This is a genomic window from Sphingomonas sp. NFR15 (genome assembly GCF_900103265.1).
GTDB classification, from domain to species: Bacteria; Pseudomonadota; Alphaproteobacteria; order Sphingomonadales; family Sphingomonadaceae; genus Sphingomonas; species Sphingomonas pollutisoli.
On record NZ_FMWX01000003.1, the window covers coordinates 42,611 to 63,033 of the forward strand.

At 67.1% G+C, this 20,423-nt stretch carries 15 protein-coding genes; 10 read left to right on the forward strand and 5 right to left on the reverse strand.

Going from position 1 to position 20,423, the window contains the following annotated elements:
- Positions 1-73 precede the first annotated feature (73 nt).
- Positions 74-2,356, forward strand: coding sequence for a CDC48 family AAA ATPase (locus tag BLS81_RS08415; protein WP_093223061.1), 2,283 nt, complete (start codon positions 74-76; stop codon positions 2,354-2,356).
- 179 nt (positions 2,357-2,535) lie between these two features.
- On the opposite strand, the gene BLS81_RS08420 is transcribed toward BLS81_RS08415, so the two are convergent.
- Positions 2,536-2,856, reverse strand: coding sequence for an antibiotic biosynthesis monooxygenase family protein (locus tag BLS81_RS08420; protein ID WP_093223063.1), 321 nt, complete (start codon positions 2,854-2,856; stop codon positions 2,536-2,538).
- Between the two features lie 189 nt (positions 2,857-3,045).
- Here BLS81_RS08420 and BLS81_RS08425 point away from each other — a divergent pair, with 189 nt between their 5' ends.
- A complete protein-coding gene (locus BLS81_RS08425) occupies positions 3,046-3,558 on the forward strand; it encodes a class I SAM-dependent methyltransferase (protein WP_143023348.1) in 513 nt (170 codons plus the stop codon).
- A gap of 124 nt (positions 3,559-3,682) precedes the next feature.
- Here the strand turns inward: BLS81_RS08425 and pdeM are convergent, their stop codons facing one another.
- Positions 3,683-4,345 carry a ligase-associated DNA damage response endonuclease PdeM gene (gene pdeM / locus BLS81_RS08430; protein ID WP_093223067.1) on the reverse strand — a complete coding sequence of 221 codons (663 nt, stop codon included), beginning with the start codon at positions 4,343-4,345 and terminating at the stop codon, positions 3,683-3,685.
- 144 nt (positions 4,346-4,489) lie between these two features.
- Between pdeM and BLS81_RS08435 the strand changes: the two genes are divergently transcribed.
- Positions 4,490-6,424, forward strand: a complete 1,935-nt coding sequence (locus BLS81_RS08435; RefSeq protein WP_093223689.1) for a potassium transporter Kup — start codon at positions 4,490-4,492, stop codon at positions 6,422-6,424.
- Between the two features lie 10 nt (positions 6,425-6,434).
- On the opposite strand, the gene BLS81_RS08440 is transcribed toward BLS81_RS08435, so the two are convergent.
- Positions 6,435-7,499: an SDR family oxidoreductase gene (locus BLS81_RS08440; RefSeq protein ID WP_093223069.1), complete on the reverse strand. Its 1,065-nt coding sequence runs from the start codon at positions 7,497-7,499 to the stop codon at positions 6,435-6,437.
- A 108-nt stretch (positions 7,500-7,607) separates the two neighbouring features.
- Here BLS81_RS08440 and BLS81_RS08445 point away from each other — a divergent pair, with 108 nt between their 5' ends.
- From BLS81_RS08445 to BLS81_RS08470, 6 genes are all read left to right on the forward strand, one after another.
- The gene (locus BLS81_RS08445) at positions 7,608-8,411 is read left to right on the forward strand and encodes a DUF72 domain-containing protein (protein WP_093223071.1); all 804 of its coding nucleotides are present in this window, start codon (positions 7,608-7,610) and stop codon (positions 8,409-8,411) included.
- 123 nt (positions 8,412-8,534) lie between these two features.
- Positions 8,535-9,173: an aldehyde dehydrogenase iron-sulfur subunit PaoA gene (paoA, locus tag BLS81_RS08450; RefSeq protein WP_093223072.1), complete on the forward strand. Its 639-nt coding sequence runs from the start codon at positions 8,535-8,537 to the stop codon at positions 9,171-9,173.
- A complete protein-coding gene (locus tag BLS81_RS08455) occupies positions 9,170-10,126 on the forward strand; it encodes an FAD binding domain-containing protein (RefSeq protein ID WP_093223074.1) in 957 nt (318 codons plus the stop codon). The genes paoA and BLS81_RS08455 overlap by 4 nt, the downstream gene beginning before the upstream one ends.
- Entirely contained in the window at positions 10,123-12,342 is a 2,220-nt protein-coding gene (paoC, locus tag BLS81_RS08460; RefSeq protein ID WP_093223076.1) for an aldehyde oxidoreductase molybdenum-binding subunit PaoC, read from the forward strand. Before BLS81_RS08455 ends, paoC begins: the two co-directional genes overlap by 4 nt.
- Positions 12,343-12,358: 16 nt before the next feature.
- On the forward strand, positions 12,359-12,961 hold the full coding sequence (locus tag BLS81_RS08465; protein WP_093223078.1) for a cysteine hydrolase family protein: 603 nt from the start codon (positions 12,359-12,361) through the stop codon (positions 12,959-12,961).
- 250 nt (positions 12,962-13,211) lie between these two features.
- Positions 13,212-15,194 (forward strand): putative bifunctional diguanylate cyclase/phosphodiesterase, encoded by a 1,983-nt coding sequence (locus BLS81_RS08470; protein ID WP_093223080.1) that lies wholly within the window; start codon positions 13,212-13,214, stop codon positions 15,192-15,194.
- A 62-nt stretch (positions 15,195-15,256) separates the two neighbouring features.
- Here BLS81_RS08470 and mgrA read toward each other — a convergent pair whose 3' ends face one another.
- Together mgrA and BLS81_RS08480 are read right to left on the reverse strand one after the other, a co-directional pair.
- A complete protein-coding gene (mgrA, locus tag BLS81_RS08475) occupies positions 15,257-16,333 on the reverse strand; it encodes an L-glyceraldehyde 3-phosphate reductase (RefSeq protein ID WP_093223081.1) in 1,077 nt (358 codons plus the stop codon).
- Between the two features lie 124 nt (positions 16,334-16,457).
- Complete coding sequence (locus tag BLS81_RS08480; protein WP_093223083.1) at positions 16,458-17,315, reverse strand: oxygenase MpaB family protein; 858 nt, start codon at positions 17,313-17,315, stop codon at positions 16,458-16,460.
- Between the two features lie 279 nt (positions 17,316-17,594).
- Here BLS81_RS08480 and BLS81_RS08485 point away from each other — a divergent pair, with 279 nt between their 5' ends.
- On the forward strand, positions 17,595-19,931 hold the full coding sequence (locus BLS81_RS08485) for a TonB-dependent receptor (protein WP_176787088.1): 2,337 nt from the start codon (positions 17,595-17,597) through the stop codon (positions 19,929-19,931).
- The last annotated feature ends 492 nt before the right edge of the window (positions 19,932-20,423 follow it).

Below are 20,423 nucleotides of genomic sequence, written 5' to 3' on the forward strand. Positions count from 1 at the left end.
GCGGCCGGAACCTCTCGCATTACCGGAACCGTCATCCTATCTCCTGCGCTTGAGCGTGCTACGGGAGCGGAATATGGCGGACGGCGAGGCACCGGGTAGAAAAGTGCAGGTTGCGAACGCGCGGCCGGAGGATAGCGGGCGCGGCCTGGCGCATGTGCCGCGCGCGATGATGGCGGCGCTCGGACTCGCGGAAGGCGATGTGATCGCGATCGAGGGCAAGTCGGTCACCCCCGCGCGCGCGGTCGCGCCCTATCCCGAGGACGAAGGGCTCGAGATTCTCCGCATCGACGGGCTCCAGCGGGCGAACGCCGGCGTCGGCTCGGGCGATTTCGTCGAGATCCGCAAGGTCGAATCGAAGCCGGCGGCACGCGTCGTGTTCGCGCCCGCACAACAGAATCTGCGGCTGCAAGGCTCGTCGAACGCGCTCCAGCGCACCTTCCTCGGCCGCCCGCTGACGCAAGGTGACGTCGTCGCCACCGCCGGACAGCAGCGTGTCGAGAACATGCCGCCGGGCGTCCAGCAATTCCTGCGCTCGCCCGCCTATGCGCTCCAGGAAATCCGCCTCGCCGTCATCAGCACGACCCCGAAAGGCGTCGTGCATGTGGACGAGAATACGGAAATCGAGCTTCGCCCCGAGTATGAAGAACCCAAGGAAGCGCGCCGCGCCGATGTGACCTATGACGACATCGGCGGCATGGGGCCGACGATCGACCAGCTTCGCGAAATGGTCGAGCTGCCGCTGCGCTACCCCGAACTGTTCCAGCGTCTCGGCGTCGATCCGCCCAAGGGGGTGTTGCTGCACGGGCCGCCCGGCACCGGCAAGACCCGGCTCGCGCGTGCGGTGGCGAACGAGAGCGCGGCCGAGTTCTTCCTCGTCAATGGCCCCGAGATCATGGGCTCGGCCTATGGCGAATCCGAGAAGCGGCTGCGCGACGTGTTCGAGGAAGCGGCGAAGAACGCGCCCTCGATCGTGTTCATCGACGAGATCGATTCGATCGCGCCCAAGCGCGGGCAGGTCTCGGGCGAGGCCGAGAAACGGCTGGTCGCGCAGCTCCTCACGCTGATGGACGGGCTGGAGGCGCGCGCCAACGTGGTGGTGATCGCCGCGACCAACCGCCCCGAGGCGATCGACGAGGCGCTCAGGCGTCCCGGCCGGTTCGATCGCGAGATCATCGTCGGCGTGCCCGACGAGCGCGGGCGGCGCGAGATCCTCGGCATCCACACGCGCGGCATGCCGCTCGGCGACAAGGTCGATCTCGCCGAACTGGCGCGCACCACCTACGGCTTCGTCGGCGCCGATCTCGCCGCGCTGGCGCGCGAGGCGGCGATCGAGGCGGTGCGACGGATCATGCCGCGGCTCAACCTCGCCGACGGCACGATTCCGCCCGAGGTGCTCGATACGCTCGCGGTCACGCGCGAGGATTTCCTCGGCGCGCTCAAGCGTGTGCAGCCGAGCGCGATGCGCGAGGTGATGGTCGAGGCGCCGCGCGTCCGCTGGGAGGATGTCGGCGGACTCGACGACGCGCAGATGCGGCTGAAGGAAGGCGTGGAACTGCCGCTGAAAGACCCCGACGCGTTCCGCCGGATCGGCATCCGCCCGGCCAAGGGCTTCCTGCTCTACGGCCCGCCCGGCACCGGCAAGACCTTGCTCGCCAAAGCGGTCGCGCGCGAGGCGGAGGCGAATTTCATCGCCACCAAGTCGAGCGATCTGCTCAGCAAATGGTATGGCGAGAGCGAGCAGCAGATCGCCAAACTGTTCGCGCGGGCGCGCCAGGTCGCGCCATGCGTGATCTTCATCGACGAACTCGACTCGCTGGTGCCGGCGCGCGGCGGCGGCATGGGTGAGCCGCAGGTGACCGAGCGCGTGGTCAACACCATCCTGGCCGAGATGGACGGGCTGGAGGAGTTGCAGGCGGTGGTCGTGATCGGCGCGACCAACCGGCCCAATCTGATCGATCCGGCGCTGTTGCGCCCGGGCCGGTTCGACGAGCTGATCTACGTCGGCGTGCCCGATCGCGAAGGCCGTGAACGCATCCTGCGCATCCAGAGCGCGAAGATGCCGCTCGCGGACGATGTCGATCTCGCCGATCTGGCGGGCCGGACCGGCCGGTTCACCGGCGCCGACCTCGGCGATCTGGTGCGGCGCGCCGGCCTCGTCGCGCTGCGCCAGTCGCTGTCGGTCGGGCAGGTGACGCAGGCGCATTTCGACGAAGCGCTCAAGGAGTCGCGCGCCTCGGTCACGCCCGAGCTGGAACGCGAATATGAGCAGATCGGCGCGCGGCTGAAGCAGGATGCCTCCGCGCTCCAGCCGATCGGCTTCGTCGCGCCGGGGCAATTGGTACCGAAGACGACGTAACTGCTTCCGAATCGGTTCGTGTCGAGCGACGTCGAGACACTGGCCACAGCGGTTGTGGCACGTCCCTCGACTTCGCTCGGGACGAACGGGAAGACATGATCGTCACCCCGGCGCAGGCCGGGGCCGTCATGGGGCGCTCCGCCGGCCACGCGGCGGCTCCGGCCTGCGCCGGGGCGACGTTACTTGGACCAGCGGTATCCGCGCGTCGCCTCGGCGACGATCACCTCGTAGGAGTCGTACCACCGCCCACGTCCGAGTTCGCGAATCTCACGGTGGCGCGGATGCGCACGCCACGCGAGCGCGCTCGCCTCATCGGCCCAGAAGCTGATCGTGATGCCGAAACCGTCCGGCCCGCGCGTGCTCTCGACGCCGCGGTAGCCGGGTTGCGCGGCGGCGAGCATCGCCATCTCCGCCGAGGCGGCCGCATAGCCGGGATCGTCGGCGGCGGTGCGCGCCGACAGGAAGATGACGAGCGTTTGCCCGGTGCGGTCCTGATCCATGCGGCGGGGCGATGCGCCGTTCGCAATGGGCTTGCAACCGATTTGCCGACGTGTTGGTTACGCGAATGTGACAAACCAGAACAGGAACTGCCGTTGACCCTCTCGACCACCGGTGATCGTTCGCCAGCGCCGGCGCGCCGCCCATCGCAGCAGGCGCTGTTCCTGCGCGGATTCCTCAAGCACCCCGTAATGGTGGGATCGGTCGTGCCCTCCTCGCGGCGGCTGATCCGGCAAATGCTGTCGCGCGTCGACTGGGGCAAGACCAAGCTGTTCGTCGAATATGGTCCGGGCGTCGGCACGTTCTGCCAGCCGATCCTCGATCGGCTCGCCCCGGACGCGACGCTGATCGCGATCGACACCAACCCCGATTTCATCGACCATCTGCGTGACGAGATCCGCGACTCGCGTTTCATCGCGCATCTCGGCTCGGCGGCGGACGTGCAGGCGATCATCGCCGAACATGGCTTCGAACAGGCCGATTACGTGCTGTCGGGACTGCCGTTCTCGACGCTCCCGCCCGGTGTGGGCGACGCGATCGCCAGCGCGACCCATCGCGTGCTGCGCCCCGGCGGCGCGTTCCTCGTCTATCAGTTCCGCGCGCGGGTGCGCGACTTCCTCGCCCCCGCGTTCAAGCGGATCGATCATGGTTTCGAATGGTGGAACGTGCCGCCGGCGCACCTGTTCTGGGCGTGGAAGGATTGAGACGCACAGATCGGGCACCCAACACCGTTCGCACCGAGCGAAGCCGAAGTGCGTGCCACAAGCGCTGGTGTCCGGGGCGCGTGCTTCGACTGCGCTCAGCACGAACGGGCTAGGGGGACATGCGCTACGCCGCGATCGGGAAGCGCAGCAGCCGGTTCTCGACCGGCACCAGCGCCTCCGCGCCCAGGCCGACCGCGCGGACGATCTCGGGATGGCCGGCGTCGAGCCCGCCGGTGAGCGACCCGAACGCGGGCAGCACCAGCTTGGTCGGCGTGGCGACGAAGCAGCGGCGCGAGATGGTCTGCCCGCGCACGCGCAGCCGCAGCTTGGGGTGGTAATGGCCCGAAAGTTCGGCGCGAGTCTCGCCCGCCACCGCCTCGTGGCGTAGCACCAGCCCGTCGATCACCGCCTCGGCGGCGACGTCACCGCCGCAGCGGTCGATCAACCCGGCGTCGTGGTTGCCGGTGATCCACGTCCAGCGGCATGTCCCCGCCAGCGTGCGGAGCATCGCCTGCGCGGCGTCGGGCAGGCGCTCGCAGCCGGCGCTGTCGTGGAAGCTGTCGCCGAGACACCAGATCTCCGCCGCCTTGGTCATGTCCGCCAGCGCGGTGAGATCGGCGAGTGTCGCCATCGAATCATAGGGAGGCAGCATCTGGCCGCGCATCGCGAACCAGCTCGCCTTCTCGAAATGCAGATCGGCGACGATCAGCGCGGCGCGCGCCGGCCAGAACAGCGCGCCTTGCGCGAGCGCGACGAGCTCGAAGCCTGCGAACGAAAAGCGAACCATGCGCCGCTATGCGGCCAAAACGACGGGCGGATCAAGTGCGCGATCGCGCCCGCGCCGACCGATGTGGCGGCGCAACAAAGTCCTTTGCAGGCTCGTTCAGCGCGCGTACAGCCGCTCGTCCAACCGTCAGGTCCAACGCCCGCCATGTCCTCCGTGCCTGAAGCGACAGGTCATTCCGCACATCCACATCCAGCGCTTCTGGCGACGACGGTCGGCGCGATCGGCGTGGTGTTCGGCGATATCGGCACCAGCCCGATCTACGCGTTCCGCACGGCGCTCGCACTCACCACCGCCGATGGCGCCGAGGTGAACGAGGTGCTCGGCGTGCTGAGCCTCGCGCTCTGGTCGCTGATCCTCGTCGTGACGATCAAATACGTCGTCTTCCTGATGCGCGCCGACAATCACGGCGAAGGCGGCGTTCTCGCGCTGACCGCGCTCGCGCGCCGCGGGCTCGGCAAACGCTCGCTGATCGCGCTGGTGCTCGGCGCGTCGGGCGCGGCGCTGTTCTACGGCGACGCGATCATCACGCCGGCCTTGTCGGTGCTGTCGGCGGTCGAGGGTCTCAAGACGCTGCCGGGCGCCGGCAATATGTTCAGCGACGACATGATCCTGCTGCTGACGATCGCGATCCTGATCGGGCTGTTCGCGATCCAGTCACGCGGCACCGCGCATGTCTCGAAGCTGTTCGGCCCCGTCTGCATCCTGTGGTTCCTGTGCATAGGCGGCCTCGGGCTGTGGCACATCACCGACGAAATCTCGATCGTACGGGCGTTCCTGCCCCATTACGGCGCGATGTTCCTGTTCACGCACGGCGTGACCGGGCTGTTCGTGCTCGGCGCGGTGTTCCTGACGGTGACGGGTGCGGAGGCGCTGACCGCCGACATGGGCCATTTCGGGCGGCGGCCGATCCGGATCGGCTGGTTCGCGCTGGTGCTGCCCTGCCTGTTCCTCAACTATCTCGGGCAGGGTGCCTTCGTGCTGAGCGCGCTCGAGACCGCGCACGCGGCGGGCGGCGATATCGGTGACCGCGACTGGTTCTTCCTGATGGCGCCGGACTCGGTGCGGCCGGTGCTGGTGATCCTCGCGATGCTGGCCACGATCATCGCCAGCCAGGCGGTCATCACCGGCGCGTTCTCGCTGACCCAACAGGCGATCCAGCTCGGGCTGCTGCCACGGTTGCGCATCCGCCAGACCTCGGCGGCGCAGGCCGGGCAGATCTATCTGCCGTCGATCAACTGGATGTTGCTGGCGGGCGTCCTCATCCTGGTCGTGCAGTTCCGCACCTCCTCGGCGATGGCGGCCGCTTATGGCATCGCCGTCACCGGCACGATGGTCGTCACCACCTGCCTCGCGTATATCGTCGTGCGGCATACCTGGGGCTGGTCGCGCGCGCGCGCCATCCCGCTGATCCTGCCGTTCCTCGTGCTCGACGTGATCTTCTTCGGCGCGAACATCCTGCGCGTGATCGAGGGGGGCTGGGTGCCGCTGCTGGTCGCGGCGATCCTGGGTTTCACGATCTACACCTGGGTGCGCGGGCGCGGCATCGTGCGCGCGTTCGAAAAGCGGCAGAGCATCCCGCTCACCGATCTCGCCGCCGCGCTCGCCAAGCGCCCGCCCGAGCGCGTCGAGGGGACGGCGGTGTTCCTGACCGCCAATGCCGAGGGCGCGCCGGGCGCGCTGCTCCACAACCTCAAGCACAACAAGGTGCTGCACGAGCGCAACCTGATCGTCAGCATCCGCACCGCCGACCGGCCGTTCGTCGATCCGGAGGAGCGCGTTCGCTCGACCGCGATCGACGACAATTTCAGCTCGGTCGTGCTGACCTACGGCTTCATGGAATCGCCCGACGTGCCGCACGATCTCGGGCTCGTGCGCACCGACGAGCGCAAATTGCTCAACCCCGCCAAGACCAGCTATTTCATCGGCCGCAACACGATCAAGCCCGCCGCCGATGTCGGCATGCCGATCTGGCAGGACCGCATCTTCATGTTCCTCCAGCGCAACGCGAGCGACCCGACCGACTTCTTCCACATCCCGCCCGGCAAGGTGCTGGAACTGGGCGAGCAGGTGACGGTCTAGGCGGGGAGCCTCACGGGATCAGCCGCTCGGCGCGGAGCTGGGCGAACAGATCGGTGAAGGCGTCTTCGGTCGCGCGATAGTCGGTGAAGCCGAGCCGGCGGCTCTTGGACATATCGGTGACGACTTCGATCGGCCGGCCGAGATCGGCATCGGTATGCCAAGGGGACGCGAGCCGGCCGAGATCGGGTTCGGCGAGCCCCTCGCGCGCGGCGATCTCGCGCCACAGCGCGGCATCTCCCGCCATCTGCGCTTCGAGCGGTCGAATCTCGCCGTCGAACGGTGCCGGCTCCAGCCCGAACCACGCCGCGATCCGCCCCCACATCCAGCTCCAGCGGAAGACGTCGCCGTTGACGACGTTGAAGGCTTCGTTGGCGGCGGCCGGCGTTTCGGTCGCCCACAGCAGATGGCGTGCAAGCAGCGCGGCCTCGGTCATATCGGTCAGGCCGTTCCATTGCGCCGGCGAGCCGGGGAAGCGGAACGGCCGCCCGGTCTCGCGGCACAGCGTCGCATACACCGCGAGCGTGGTGCCCATGTTCATCGCATTGCCGACCGCCTTGCCGATCACGGTATGCGGGCGATGCACGCTCCAGGTGAAGCCGTCGCGCGCGGCGGCGGCGAACAGTTCGTCCTCCTGCGCGTAATAGAAATTCTCGACATCGAGCCGGCCCTGTTCCTCGCGGAACGGCGTCTGCGGGAGCGTGCCTTTGCCATAGGCTTCGAACGGCCCGAGATAATGTTTGAGGCCCGTGACCAGCGCGACGTGGCGCGCGCCCGCGTCGGCGGCGCGCAGCCCGTCGAGCAGGTTGCGCACCATCGCCGAATTGACGCGGATGTTCTCGGCCTCGCTGTCCTGCCGCAGCCACGTCGTGATGAACACCGCATCGACGTTCAGCCCGGCGAGCGCGGCCGCCGTCGCGGGCGCGTCCTGGAGATCGGCGGCGACGGGCGTGACACCGGCCTGCTCCCGCGGGCGACGCGCCAGCCCGTGTACGCGCCATCCGCGCGCGTTGAGCAACGTTGCGGTGGCGCTGCCGACGATTCCGCTCGCGCCCACCACCAATGCCGATCCGGCCATCTGCCAACTCCGTCCTGTGAGGGTGTCAGCTAGGTATCCGGCGGGCGGCATGCCACCGCGATATTTTCGGGCGGCGGTGGAACCATCGGGCGCGCTATACAGAGCGCCATGAGCGACACCCCTGCGATTCGCGTCGGCATCGGCGGCTGGACCTATGAGCCGTGGCGCGGCACCTTTTTCCCCGAGAAATGGCCGCACAAGCGCGAGCTCGAATATGCCGCGCAGCATTTGACCGCGATCGAGGTCAACGGCACCTATTACAGCAGCCAGAAGCCCGCGACCTTCGCGAGCTGGGCGAAGGCGGTGCCGGATGGCTTCGTCTTCACGCTCAAGGCGTCGCGCTATTGCACCAACCGCAAGGTGCTGGCCGAGGCGGGCGAGTCGATCGCCAAGTTCGTCGGGCAGGGAATCGTCGAACTGGGTGATCGGCTCGGCCCGATCCTGTGGCAGTTCATGGCCACCAAGCGATTCGACGCGGAGGATTTCGGCGCGTTCCTCGCGCTTCTGCCGACATCGCACGCGGGGGTCGCGCTGCGCCATGCGGTGCAGGTGCGGCACGAGAGCTTCGCGGTGCCCGAGTTCGTCGCGATGGCGCGCGAAGCCGGGGTGGCGCTGGTCTATGCCGATTCGGCCGACTATCCCGCGATCGCCGATGTGACCGGGGATTTCGTCTATGCGCGGCTCGAGAACGCGGTCGAAGACGAGCCGGCCGGTTATGCCGCGGACGCGCTCGACCGCTGGGCGGACGTGTCGCGCCGATGGGCCAAGGGTGAGCAGCCGGACGGCCTGCCCTATGTATCGCCGGATGCGCCGGCGACACGGCCGCGCGAGACGTTCGTCTTCTTCATCAACGGCGCCAAGGTTCGCGCGCCGCATGGCGCGATGGCGTTGATCGAGCGGCTGGCGCGCTAAACGCACGCGATCCATGAATTTCGATCATCGCTGATATGAGCGCCAGTCACGGTGACATAATCGTGAGACGTGCGTTAGATAGGCGTGAGAACCCATTCCCGTACAGCAGAGAGAGACGATGCGATGCCGAACATGCCGGAACCGGTAGTGTCGAGGCGCGGCGTTCTCGCCGGCGGCGCGGCGACCGCCGTCGTCGCCGCGAGTCCAGCCAACGCCGCGCGCGTGGGTGAGCGCCCCGCCGCCGATCCCGCGCCGGTGAAGGTCTCGTTCAAGGTCAACGGAGAGCGCCGCGACCTGGCGCTCGATGCGCGCACCACGTTGCTCGACGCTTTGCGCGAGCACCTGCACCTCACCGGCACCAAGAAGGGCTGCGATCATGGCCAGTGCGGCGCTTGTACGGTGCTGGTCGATGGCGTGCGGATCAATTCCTGCCTGAGCCTCGCCGTGATGCACGAAGGCGACGACGTGACGACGGTCGAGGGTCTCGGCACGCCGGAGAAACTCCACCCGCTTCAGGCCGCGTTCGTCAAGCATGACGGCTATCAATGCGGCTATTGCACGCCGGGGCAGATCTGCTCGGCGGTCGGCGTGCTTGACGAGATCAAGCGCGGCGTGCCGAGCCATGTGCAGGGCGATATCGCCGCCAGCCCGGCCTTTTCGAATATTGAAGTGCGCGAGCGAATGAGCGGCAACATCTGCCGCTGCGGCGCCTATTCGAACATCGCCGAGGCGATCGCAGACGTCGCGGGAGGCAAGGCATGAAGGCGTTCACCTACGAACGCGCGCACGATCCGGTCGCGGCGGCGCGGGCGGTGGCGGCGCGGCCGGGCGCGCGCTTCATCGCCGGCGGCACCAATCTGCTCGACCTGATGAAGATCGAGGTGGAGACGCCGGTCCACCTCGTCGATGTTCAGGATCTCAAGCTCGACCGGATCGAGCCGACCGACGCGGGTGGGCTGCGCATCGGCGCGCTCGTCACCAATACCGACCTTGCCGCCGATGCGCGGGTGCGCCGCGATTACGGTGTGCTGACGCGGGCGATCGTCGCGGGTGCGTCCGGCCAGCTCCGCAACAAGGCGACGACCGCAGGCAATCTGCTGCAACGCACGCGGTGCGCGTATTTCTACGACACCAACATGCCCTGCAACAAGCGCAAGCCCGGTTCGGGGTGCGCCGCGATCGGCGGCGTCTCGCGCCAGCTCGCGGTGATCGGATCGAGCGACAAATGCATCGCCACCCACCCGTCCGACATGGCGGTGGCGATGCGCGTGCTCGACGCCACGGTCGAGACGGTCAACGCGGCCGGCGAGACGCGTGCGATCCCGATCGCCGACTTCCACCGCCTGCCCGGCGACACGCCGCATATCGAAACGGCGCTGGCGCCCGGCGAACTGATTACGGCGGTGACGCTGCCCAAACCGATCGGTGGCCGGCATGTGTACGAGAAGGTGCGCGACCGCGCATCCTACGCCTTCGCGCTCGTCTCCGTCGCGGCGGTGATCCAGCCGGACGGCACCGGCCGCGTCGCGCTCGGCGGGGTCGCGCACAAGCCGTGGCGCGACGCAGCGGCGGAGGCAGAGTTGCCGCGTGGCGCCAGGGCCGTCACCGCGAAGTTGCTCGCCGGCGCCAAGCCGACCCACGACAATGCCTTCAAACTCCCGCTCGCCGAACGGACGCTGGCGGCGGCGATGGCCGAAGTGAGGACGACCGCATGAAGTTCGAAACGCCCGCGGGCGACAACCCCATCGACCGGATGACCGTGGTCGGCCGGGCGCACGCCCGGATCGACGGGCCGCTCAAGACGACCGGCACCGCGCCTTATGCCTATGAACATCATCGGGAGATTGCCGACCCGGCCTATGGCTATGTCGTCGGCGCGGCGATCGGCAAGGGGCGGATCAGCGCGATCGATCTCACGCAGGCGAAGGCGGCGCCCGGCGTGATCGCGATCGTCACCGCGGACAATGCCGGCAAGCTCGGCAAGGGCAAGTTCAACACGGTCAAGTTGCTCGGTGGCCCCGAGATCGACCATTATCACCAGGCGGTCGCCATCGTCGTCGCCGAGACGTTCGAGCAGGCGCGCGCGGCGGCGGCGCTGGTGCGCCTCGATTATGCGCGCGCCGAGGGCCGGTTCGATCTCGACACGGCGTTGAAGACCGCGCCGCTCGCCGGCGGATCGAGCGACGAGGGCAGCGGATCGCCCGGCGTGGACCGGGTCGGCCAGTTCGAACAGGCATTCGCGGCCGCGCCGGTCAAGCTCGACGCGCATTACAGCACGCCCGACCAGAGCCATGCGATGATGGAGCCGTTCGCCTCGATCGCGGCGTGGCGCGGCGACGAACTGACGGTGTGGACCTCCAACCAGATGATCGCATGGGGGCACGGCGATCTCGCCCGAACGCTCGGCATCCCCAAGGAGAAGATCCGCTTTCTGTCACCCTATGTCGGTGGCGGTTTCGGCGGCAAATTGTTCCTGCGCACCGATGCGGTGCTCGCCGCGCTCGGCGCGCGCGCGGCGGGGCGTCCGGTCAAGGTCGCGCTCCAGCGCCCGCTCATCCCGAACAACACCACGCACCGCCCGGCGACGCGCCAGCATATCCGCATCGGCGCGACCAAGGACGGCACCATCACCGCGATCGCGCATGACAGCGGCTCGGGCGACCAGCCGGGTGGCGAGCCGGAGACCGCGGTCAACCAGACCAAGCTGCTCTATGCCGGCGCCAACCGGAGGATCTCGATGCACCTCGCCGTGCTCGATCTGCCCGAAGGCAATGCGATGCGCGCGCCGGGCGAGGCACCGGGTATGATGGCGCTGGAAATCGCGATCGACGAAATGGCCGAGAAACTTGGCATGGACCCGATCGCGTTCCGCATCAAGAACGACACCCAGGTCGATCCCGAAAAGCCCGAGCGCCGCTTTTCCGAACGCCAGCTCGTGCGCTGCCTCGAAGACGGCGCCAAGCGCTTCGGCTGGTCGCGGCGCAACCCCAAGCCGGCGCAGGTCCGCGACGGGCGCTGGCTGGTCGGCATGGGTGTCGCCGCCGCGTTCCGCAACCATATCAACATGGCGTCGGGCGCGCGCGTGCGGCTCGGCCAGGGCGGTGTCGTCACGGTCGAGACCGACATGACCGATATCGGCACCGGCAGCTACACGATCATCGCGCAGACCGCCGCAGAGATGATGGGCGTGCCCGTCGACGCCGTCGTCGTGAAGCTCGGCGATTCGCGCTTCCCGGTCTCGGCCGGGTCGGGCGGCCAGTTCGGCGCGGCCAATGCAACCGCCGGCGTCTATGCCGCGTGCGTCAAGCTGCGCGAGGCGGTGGCGCAGCGGCTCGGCTTCAATTCGGCCGATACCGTGTTCGAGGGCGGCAAGGTCCGCAGCGGCAACCGCTCGACCGATCTCGCGCAGGCGGCCAACGCCGGCGAGTTGGTCGCCGAGGACAAGATCGAGTTCGGCAAGCTCGGCGATACCTATCAGCTTTCCACCTTCGGCGCGCATTTCGTCGAGGTCGGCGTGGATGCGTTCACCGGCGTGACGCGCGTGCGCCGGATGCTGGCGGTGTGTGCGGCCGGGCGTATCCTCAATCCGCAGACCGCGCGCAGCCAGGTGATCGGCGCGATGACGATGGGGGTCGGCGGCGCGCTGATGGAGGAACTCGCGGTCGACACGCGCTTCGGGTTCTTCGTCAACCATGATCTCGCCGGCTACGAGGTTCCGGTGCATGCCGACATTCCGCATCAGGAGGTCGTGTTTCTCGACGAAGCCGACGACAAGGCGAACCCGATGAAGGCCAAGGGGGTCGGCGAACTCGGGCTGTGCGGCGTCGGCGCGGCGGTCGCGAACGCGGTTTACAACGCGACCGGCGTGCGCGTCCGCGATTATCCGATCACGCTCGACAAGCACCTCGAACGCCTGCCGGCCCTCGTGTGATCCTCGGAGACCCGCAATGAACCCCGCCACCACCGCCGTCTTGTTCATCGAATATCAGAACGATTTCGTGACCGAGGGCGGCGCGCAACATGCCGCTGTCGCCGAGGTGATGGCACAGACCGATATGCTGGCGCACAGCCGCGCCGTCGCGGAGCAGGCGCGCGCGCGTGGCGCGACGATCCTGCACGCGCCGATCATGTTCGCGCCCGGCTATCCGGAAGTGCCGGCCGAACCGTATGGCATCCTGGCCGGAATCGTTCAGGCGCAGGCTTTCCGCAAGGATAGCTGGGGTGCCGAGCTGGCGCCTGACATGACGCCGGTGGAGGGCGATATCGTGATCGAGGGTAAGCGCGGGCTCGATTGTTTCGCCAGCACCAACCTCGATTTCATCCTGCGCCAGTGCGGGATCACGGACCTTGCCATCGCCGGGTTCCTGACCAATTGCTGCGTGGAATCGACGATGCGCTCGGCCTATGAGCGCGGCTACCGGGTGGTGACGTTGACCGATTGCACCGCGACGCTGAGCGCGGCGGAGCAAGCCGCGTCGATCACCAAGAACTTCCCGATGTTCTCGCGGCCGCTCGATCATGGTGCTTTTCTGGCGGAACTCGCCGACTGACCAGAGCCTCGCGCGCTTCGACCGCGCTCGTCTTCGGTCAGCGCAAGTCGATTGGGGCGAAGGCGTAGGTGCGCCGATTACGCCATGCCGGCATCGAGGGTGAAGCCGACCGGGTTCGTGTCGACCAGGGCGCGCGTTTTAGTATCCATGCCGCCTCGACTTTGGTATAAGCAGTGTCGGCAGCACTAGCCCCGGCCATAAGTCCTTCTTAACCTCTGGGCCCGCATAGGTATGCCCGGAGGGTTCAGGCATGTTGCGCCGCTTTTACACCTGGCTCAGCTTCGCTGGCGAACCCGATATTCGGGTTGCGCAATATGGCGAACTCAAGCGCCAGATACCCCTCCTCTATGCCCTGCTGATCCTCAACGCGAGCGCGGTGAGCTACACGCATTTCGCTTACGCGCCGGGATGGTTGACGTTGGGTGTCGCCGGGCTGCTCATCACGGTGTCTTGCTGGCGACTGTTGATCTGGGCGTTCGCGCCGCCCGTCGTCGCGATCGATGCGACCGTTGCCCGCCGCACGTTGCGCAGGACGACGATTCTCGCCGCGCCGCTCTGCGTCGCGTTCGTGAGCTGGTCTCTCGCGTTGTACCAATATGGCGGCCCGTTGGAGCAAGCGCATGTCGCCCTGTTCATCGCGGTCACGGTGATCGGTTGTATTTTTTGCCTTATCAGCGTTCCCCAAGCGGCGCTTCTCGTCACCGTGACGGTGATGAGCCCCTATCTCGTTTACAATTTTTTCCACGGCAACGCGGTCTTCACCGCCATGGCGCTCAACATCGCCCTGGTGACGGGTGTGATGATCCGCGTGCTGCTGAACAGCTTCGCGGGCTTCGCGACGCTCATTCGCTCGCAGGTGAGTCTCGCCGCGGAGCAGGCGGAGGCCGAGCGGTTGAGCAGCGAGAATGCGCGTCTGGCGCTGACCGATGTGTTGACCGGGCTGCCCAACCGGCGACACTTCTTCGCGCAACTCGACAGCGTGTTGAGGTCGCGCAAGATGACGGGGGAACGGTTCGCGGTCGGGGTTCTCGATCTCGACCGTTTCAAGCCGGTGAACGATACCTATGGACACGTCTTCGGTGACCGGCTCCTCGCCGCCGTGGGGGCGAGGCTCGCGAGCCGCGCCACTGACGCGTGCGAAGTGGCCCGGCTGGGCGGCGACGAGTTCGGCATTCTCATCCTGGACGATATCGATCGCGCCCGCGAGATCGGCCAGCGGATCTGCGACCTGCTGACCGAGCCGTTCGATATCGAAGGGCAACGGATCGTACTCGGCTGCTCCGGCGGGGTCGCGACTTTCCCGGATGCTGGCTCCTCCGTCCATCAACTGTTCGACCGGTCGGACTATGCGCTGTATCACGTCAAATCGCTCGGCCCCGGCGTGTGCGCGCTCTTTTCGGCGGAACACGAGACGCTTATCCGGTCCGAACGCGCGATCGAGGCGGCGATGCACACCGCCGATTTCGACACGGAACTGCATGTCCAGTTCCAACCCATATTCTGCACCGAGACCATGGCCGTGCTCGGCGTCGAAGCGCTGGGGCGCTGGACCAGCCCGACGCTCGGCGCGATAAAGCCCGACCAGTTCATCATGGCCGCCGAACGGCTCGGTTTCATGCACGCGATCACCGCGAGCCTGTTCCGCAATGCGCTGGCGTGCTTCGCCCGAATGCCCGAGCATATCGGGCTTTCGTTCAACCTGTCGGCGCGCGACATCGTTTCCACCGACACGATCGACCTGCTGATCGAGATCATCGAGCGTGGCGATATCGATCCTAAGCGGATCACGTTCGAACTGACCGAGACCGCGCTGATGCGCGATTTCGAGGCGGCGGTCGCCAGCATCAAACGTTTGCGCGCGCTCGGGATACGGATCGCGCTGGACGATTTCGGTTCGGGATATTCGAGCCTGAGCTACCTGCATCGGCTTCCGCTGGACAAGGTCAAGGTCGATCGCAGCTTCATCGCGGACATGGATGAAGCGTCCGGCCGCAACATCATTTCCGCGATCCTCGGGCTTTGCCAGACGCTCGGACTCGACTGCATCATCGAGGGAGTCGAGACGGACGGGCAGCTCCAGCAGTTGCGCGACATCGGCTACAGAATGGCGCAAGGCTATCTCTTCGCGCGACCGATGGGGCTGGAAGCCTTCCTGAAATCGTTCGACCGTGGCTGGGCCGCTGATTTTCGACCAATGTCGCCCGGCAAGCCGAAACTACAAATCGTGGCGTGACCGGGCGCTGAAAAAGACCGAAGGCGCGGCGCGAGACCGCGATCGCGCCTTCGGCCCGCGTATCAGGCGGGTACGCCTTGCGCCGGCGGCAGTGTCGAGATTTCGGAAGAGCCCGACCAGATGTTGATCCCGCCATCCTCGGCGGCGGCATCGATCGCCGCAAGTTCGTCGGCGGTGAAGTCGGCGGCTTTTACGGCATCGAGCGAGTCGTCGAGCTGCTCGACGGTGCGCGCGCCGATCAGCGCCGAGGTGATGCGCGGATCGCGCAGAACCCAGGCGATCGCCATCTGCGCGAGCGTCTGGCCACGGTGCCTGGCAATCGTGTCGAGCGCGCGGATCGCGGACAGGTTCCGCTCGGTCAGCAGCGTCTGGGACAGCGACCCTTTCCGGCTGGCACGCGCGTCGTCCGGCACGCCACCGAGATATTTGGCGGTCAGCATGCCTTGGGCGAGCGGCGAGAAAGCGATGCAGCCGGTGCCGAGATCGTCCAGCGTGGCGAGCAACGCACGCTCGATCCAGCGGTTGAGGATCGAATAGCTCGGCTGATGGATGAAGAGGGGAACCTTCTCCTCGGCCAGGATCGCGGCGGCCCGCCGGGTCAGGCCGGGTTCGTATGACGATATCCCGACATAGAGCGCCTTGCCCTGCCGATGGAGCTGAACGAGCGCGCCCATCGTCTCCTCGAGCGGCGTAGCCGGATCGACCCGGTGCGAATAGAAGATATCGACATAGTCGAGCCCCATCCGCTTGAGGCTCTGGTCGCAGCTCGCGATCAGATATTTCCTGGAGGAGCCGATGTCGCCATATGGCCCGGGCCACATGTCCCAGCCCGCCTTGGTCGAGACGATCAGCTCGTCGCGGTGGGCCGCGAAGTCCGACGCGAACACGCGCCCGAAATTTTCCTCCGCCGAGCCGTAGGGCGGGCCGTAATTGTTGGCGAGATCGAAATGGGTGACGCCGCGATCGAACGCCCGGCGCAGGATCGCCCGGCCCGTCTCGAAGACGTCCGCACCCCCGAAATTCTGCCACAGCCCGAGGCTGATCGCCGGCAGTCTCAGCCCGCTCCGGCCGGTGCGACGATAGGGCATGCGTCCGTCATAGCGAGCGGGATCAGGCACATAGGGAGCGGGATACGGCATGAGTGACCTCCTCGGCGAAGGCGCCGTGTCTAGCCGCGTTTGCGATCCCGACCAACCCGCATGACATCGGATCGCCGCGGCGGAGCTCGGAATATCGGCCCCACTTCGATCACTCTGTTCCGCTTCAGAGATCGCCGAACGCCCAACGCAGCGTCGTCGCAAGGCCGAGCGCCCCCGTGCTGATCAGCGGCCTCGCAAGCGACGGGGAGGCCGGCAGGCCGTGCATGCGCCGCGCCCATGCCGGCAGCAGGTCCACCGCCGCCTGCATCGTCACGCGCTGCAGCGGAATGGCGAGCGGGTTGTCCGGCATGTGGCCGAGAACCAGCCGGGCCACCTCGCGGGCGCGATCGTCCGCGATGAGCTGCGGTCGTCTGGCCTGGAGCGCGCGGTCGGTGCCGGCCGTGTCGGTCGGGAGCGGGGTTGCCCCGAGCGCGCGGCCAATCACCGCGAAATCCGCACAGTATAGATCGGCCTCGGTGCGCGACAGCCGGCGGCCGCCATAGCGTTGCCACGCGGCGAGGAAACTCCACGCCTCCGTGACATGCACCCAGCCTAGCAGATCGGGATCGTCCGCCCGGTAGCGCGTGCCGTCGGACAACACTCCCGTCACGCGGGCGTGAATCGCGCGGACATGCGCGATCGCGGCGGCCGCCTCCGCCCTGTCTCCGTAGGTGGTGATAGCGACGAAGCGCGCCGTGCGCCGGAGTCGCCCCAGCATGTCGGCGCGGAAGTCCGAATGATCCCAGACGCCCGCGAGCACCGCAGGATGGAGCATCTGGAGCAGCAGCGCCGATACCCCGCCGATCAGCATCGTCGTGACGTCGCCGTGGACGCGCCAGATGGGTGAGGCCGAATCGAACAGCGCGGCGTCGCTGCGGGCGACGGGGCGCTCGCCATGTGCCTGATCGTTGAACAACGCCTCCACGCGACGCACGATGCCCTGCCGGGCGCGACGGTGAAGATACGAAGCCGGGCCGATCATTCACACGTGAACGCATCGACGCCGATTTGGTCGCGGTTGTATCGCGGCCTGCACGCCACTTCGTTGGAACTGCCATCGCTGTCACGCGGCCGTCACGCATCTTCATCATAGCGCACGGGGAGGCGGCTGGGAAATCGCAAAGCGATTCGATGCCGGAACGATGCGCGACGAGGCGGCGGTGCGGAGCGTGTGACGCTCCGGGCGGCAGCCGCTCAGGAGCGGCTCTTCGACATAATGCGACATGGACTCCGGCAACCGGGGCCGAAAAGGGATACTGACATGCGTATTTCCAAGACCGTTCTGCTCGCCGGTTCGATGCTGAGCGCGCTGCTGGCGCCGCAAGTGGCCCTCGCCGAAACGACCCCCGCGCCCGAGAACGCGCCCGCCGCGCCCGAGGCGCCCGCGAATAGCGACGCCAGCACCGACAGCCCCGACATCGTCGTGCTCGGCTTCGGCCGCAGCCGTCAGGTGCAGACCGTCGATGCGCTCGACATCTCGCGCATCGTGCCCGGTGCCAGCCCGCTCAAGGCGATCGAGAAGCTCCCCGGCGTCAACTTCCAGTCGGCCGACGCCTTCGGCAATTACGAATGGGCGGTCCGCATCAGCTTGCGCGGCTTCAACCAGAACCAGCTCGGCTTCACGCTCGACGGCATCCCGCTCGGCGACATGAGCTACGGCACCGCCAACGGCCTCCACATCAGCCGCGCGATCATCTCCGAGAATATCGGCAGCACCGACGTCGCGCAGGGCGCCGGCGCGCTCGGCACCGCCTCGACCAGCAATCTCGGCGGCACGATCCAGTTTCATAGCGACGATCCCAAGGACACGGCGAACGTGACCGGCTCGGGCACCTACGGCTCCGCCAACACCTGGCGCGGCGTCGCGCGGCTCGATTCCGGGCTGATCGGCGATACCGTGAAGGGCTATGTCAGCTACGCTTACTACAAGACCGATAAGTGGAAGGGCTACGGCCAGCAGCGGCAGCATCAGGTCAACGCCAAGGTCGTCGCCGATCTCGGCCCGCTCGGGGACATCTCCGCCTATTTCGCCTTCTCCGACCGGCGCGAGAACGATTATCAGGATCTCAGCCTCGACATGATCAAGCGCCGTGGTCTGCGGCTCGACAACATCAGCGACAATTATCCGCTCGCGATCGCGATCGCGACCGCGGCGCAGACCGGCCAGCCGCTCCCCGGCGGCGGCACGCTCGACGACAGCTATTACGACGCGGGCGGTCTGCGCCGCGACTATCTGGGTGGCCTCACCTTGAACGCCAATCTCGCGCCCGGCGTCACCGTCAAGACCACCGGCTATTATCACGAGAACAAGGGCCAGGGTTCCTGGATCACGCCGTACAACCCGACCCCCGTCGGCGCGCCCAACGCCGACGGCACGCCGATCACCAACCCCGCGCCGCTGTCGTTCCGCACCACCGAATATGGCCTCAAGCGCGGCGGCATCATCAGCGCGCTGCGTTACGAAGCGGGTGCGAACACCTTCGGCTTCGGCGGCTGGTACGAGACGAGCACGCTCAACATCGCCCGTCGCCTCTACGGCATGGCGCTGGGAACGACGCCCAACCGCGCCACGCTCGCCTATCAGAGCAATCCCTACTCGACCGCCTGGGACGGCAATTACGACACCGAGACGTTGCAATATCACGTCGAGGACACGCTCAAGCTGGCCGGCGACACGGTTGAAATCTCGGGCGGCTGGAAAGGCGTGCAGGTCATCAACACCGGCAAGCTGCGGGTCGGCACGCTCGCGCAAGGCCGGATCAAGGCGCGCGACTGGTTCCAGCCGCAAGCCAGCGTGCTGTTCCGCGCGACGCAGAACGTCGAACTGTTCGCCGACTATACCGAGAATATGCGCGCCTTCATCGGCTCGGCCGCGGGCGGCCCGTTCGCGACCAGCCAGGCGCTGTACGACGCGGTGAAGAACACGCTCAAGCCGGAGCGATCGAAGACCGTCGAGGGCGGCGTTCGCCTGCGCAGCGGCGGGTTCCAGGCGTCGGCGGTCGGCTATTACGTCGATTTCAGCAACCGGCTGCTGTCGGTGGCGAACGGCGTCGGCATCCTCGGCAACTCGCCCACGCTCAACAACGTGGGCAGCGTCCACACCTATGGCGGCGAGTTCTCGATCAACTACCGGATCGTCCAGCCGCTCTCGATCTTCGCGAGCTATTCGTACAACCATTCGCAATATCAGGACAACGTCAAGACCGCGGTTACGCCCGACTACCCGGATGGCCTCATCCATACTGCGGGCAAGACCGTGGTCGACAGCCCCGAGCATATGCTGAAGGGCGAGATCGTGTACGATCAGTACGGCATCACCGCGCGCGTGGGCGCCGACTATATGAGCAAGCGCTACTTCACCTACCTCAACGATCAGTCGGTGCCCGGTCGTGTCACGCTGGATGCCAGTCTCGGCTACCGCTTCGACGGCGACGGCCCGCTGCACGGCTTCGCGATCGTCGGCAACGTCACCAACCTGACCGACAAGAAGTATATCGGTACGATCGGCTCGAACGGCTTCATCAACAGCGGCGACAACCAGACGCTGCTGGCCGCCGCGCCGCGCCAGTTCTTCGTGACCGTGAAGAAGGGCTTCTAACGCGCGGGCGATCGGCGGCGCGCCGCCGTCGATCGCCTGCTCGGGCGGTGGCTTTCGAGCCCGGCGAGGGGCTCTGGCGCGGTCCCACCGCCTCCGCCACAGACAGACCGAGAGTGCCGGGCGAGGCCCGACCCGCAGCGGACGCGCGGACGGCTTCGTCCGCCTGCCACAATCGCACATGACCTCGCCGAGCCTCTTTTGCGGGTCGCGTCCCGCGTCAGGCACGCGGCGGCGCGACGCGCCCGGCGTCGCGCACGCACCGACCGGATCGCGACGACCGCGATCGACAGGTGACCCCCTCCTCCACATCTGCGGTGTGACGCATTCGAGCGTCCGGCCGAGCCTGTCGGTGGCCAATGCCCGCGACACGGCCACGCAAGTATAATGCGAAGCGCATGTTCTGCTTAAAATATGAGCAACGTTCTGCCGCGCTGCTCATATCATAGGCAATAATATTTCTTGTCTATACATTATTTTTCTCGCATCATTGGA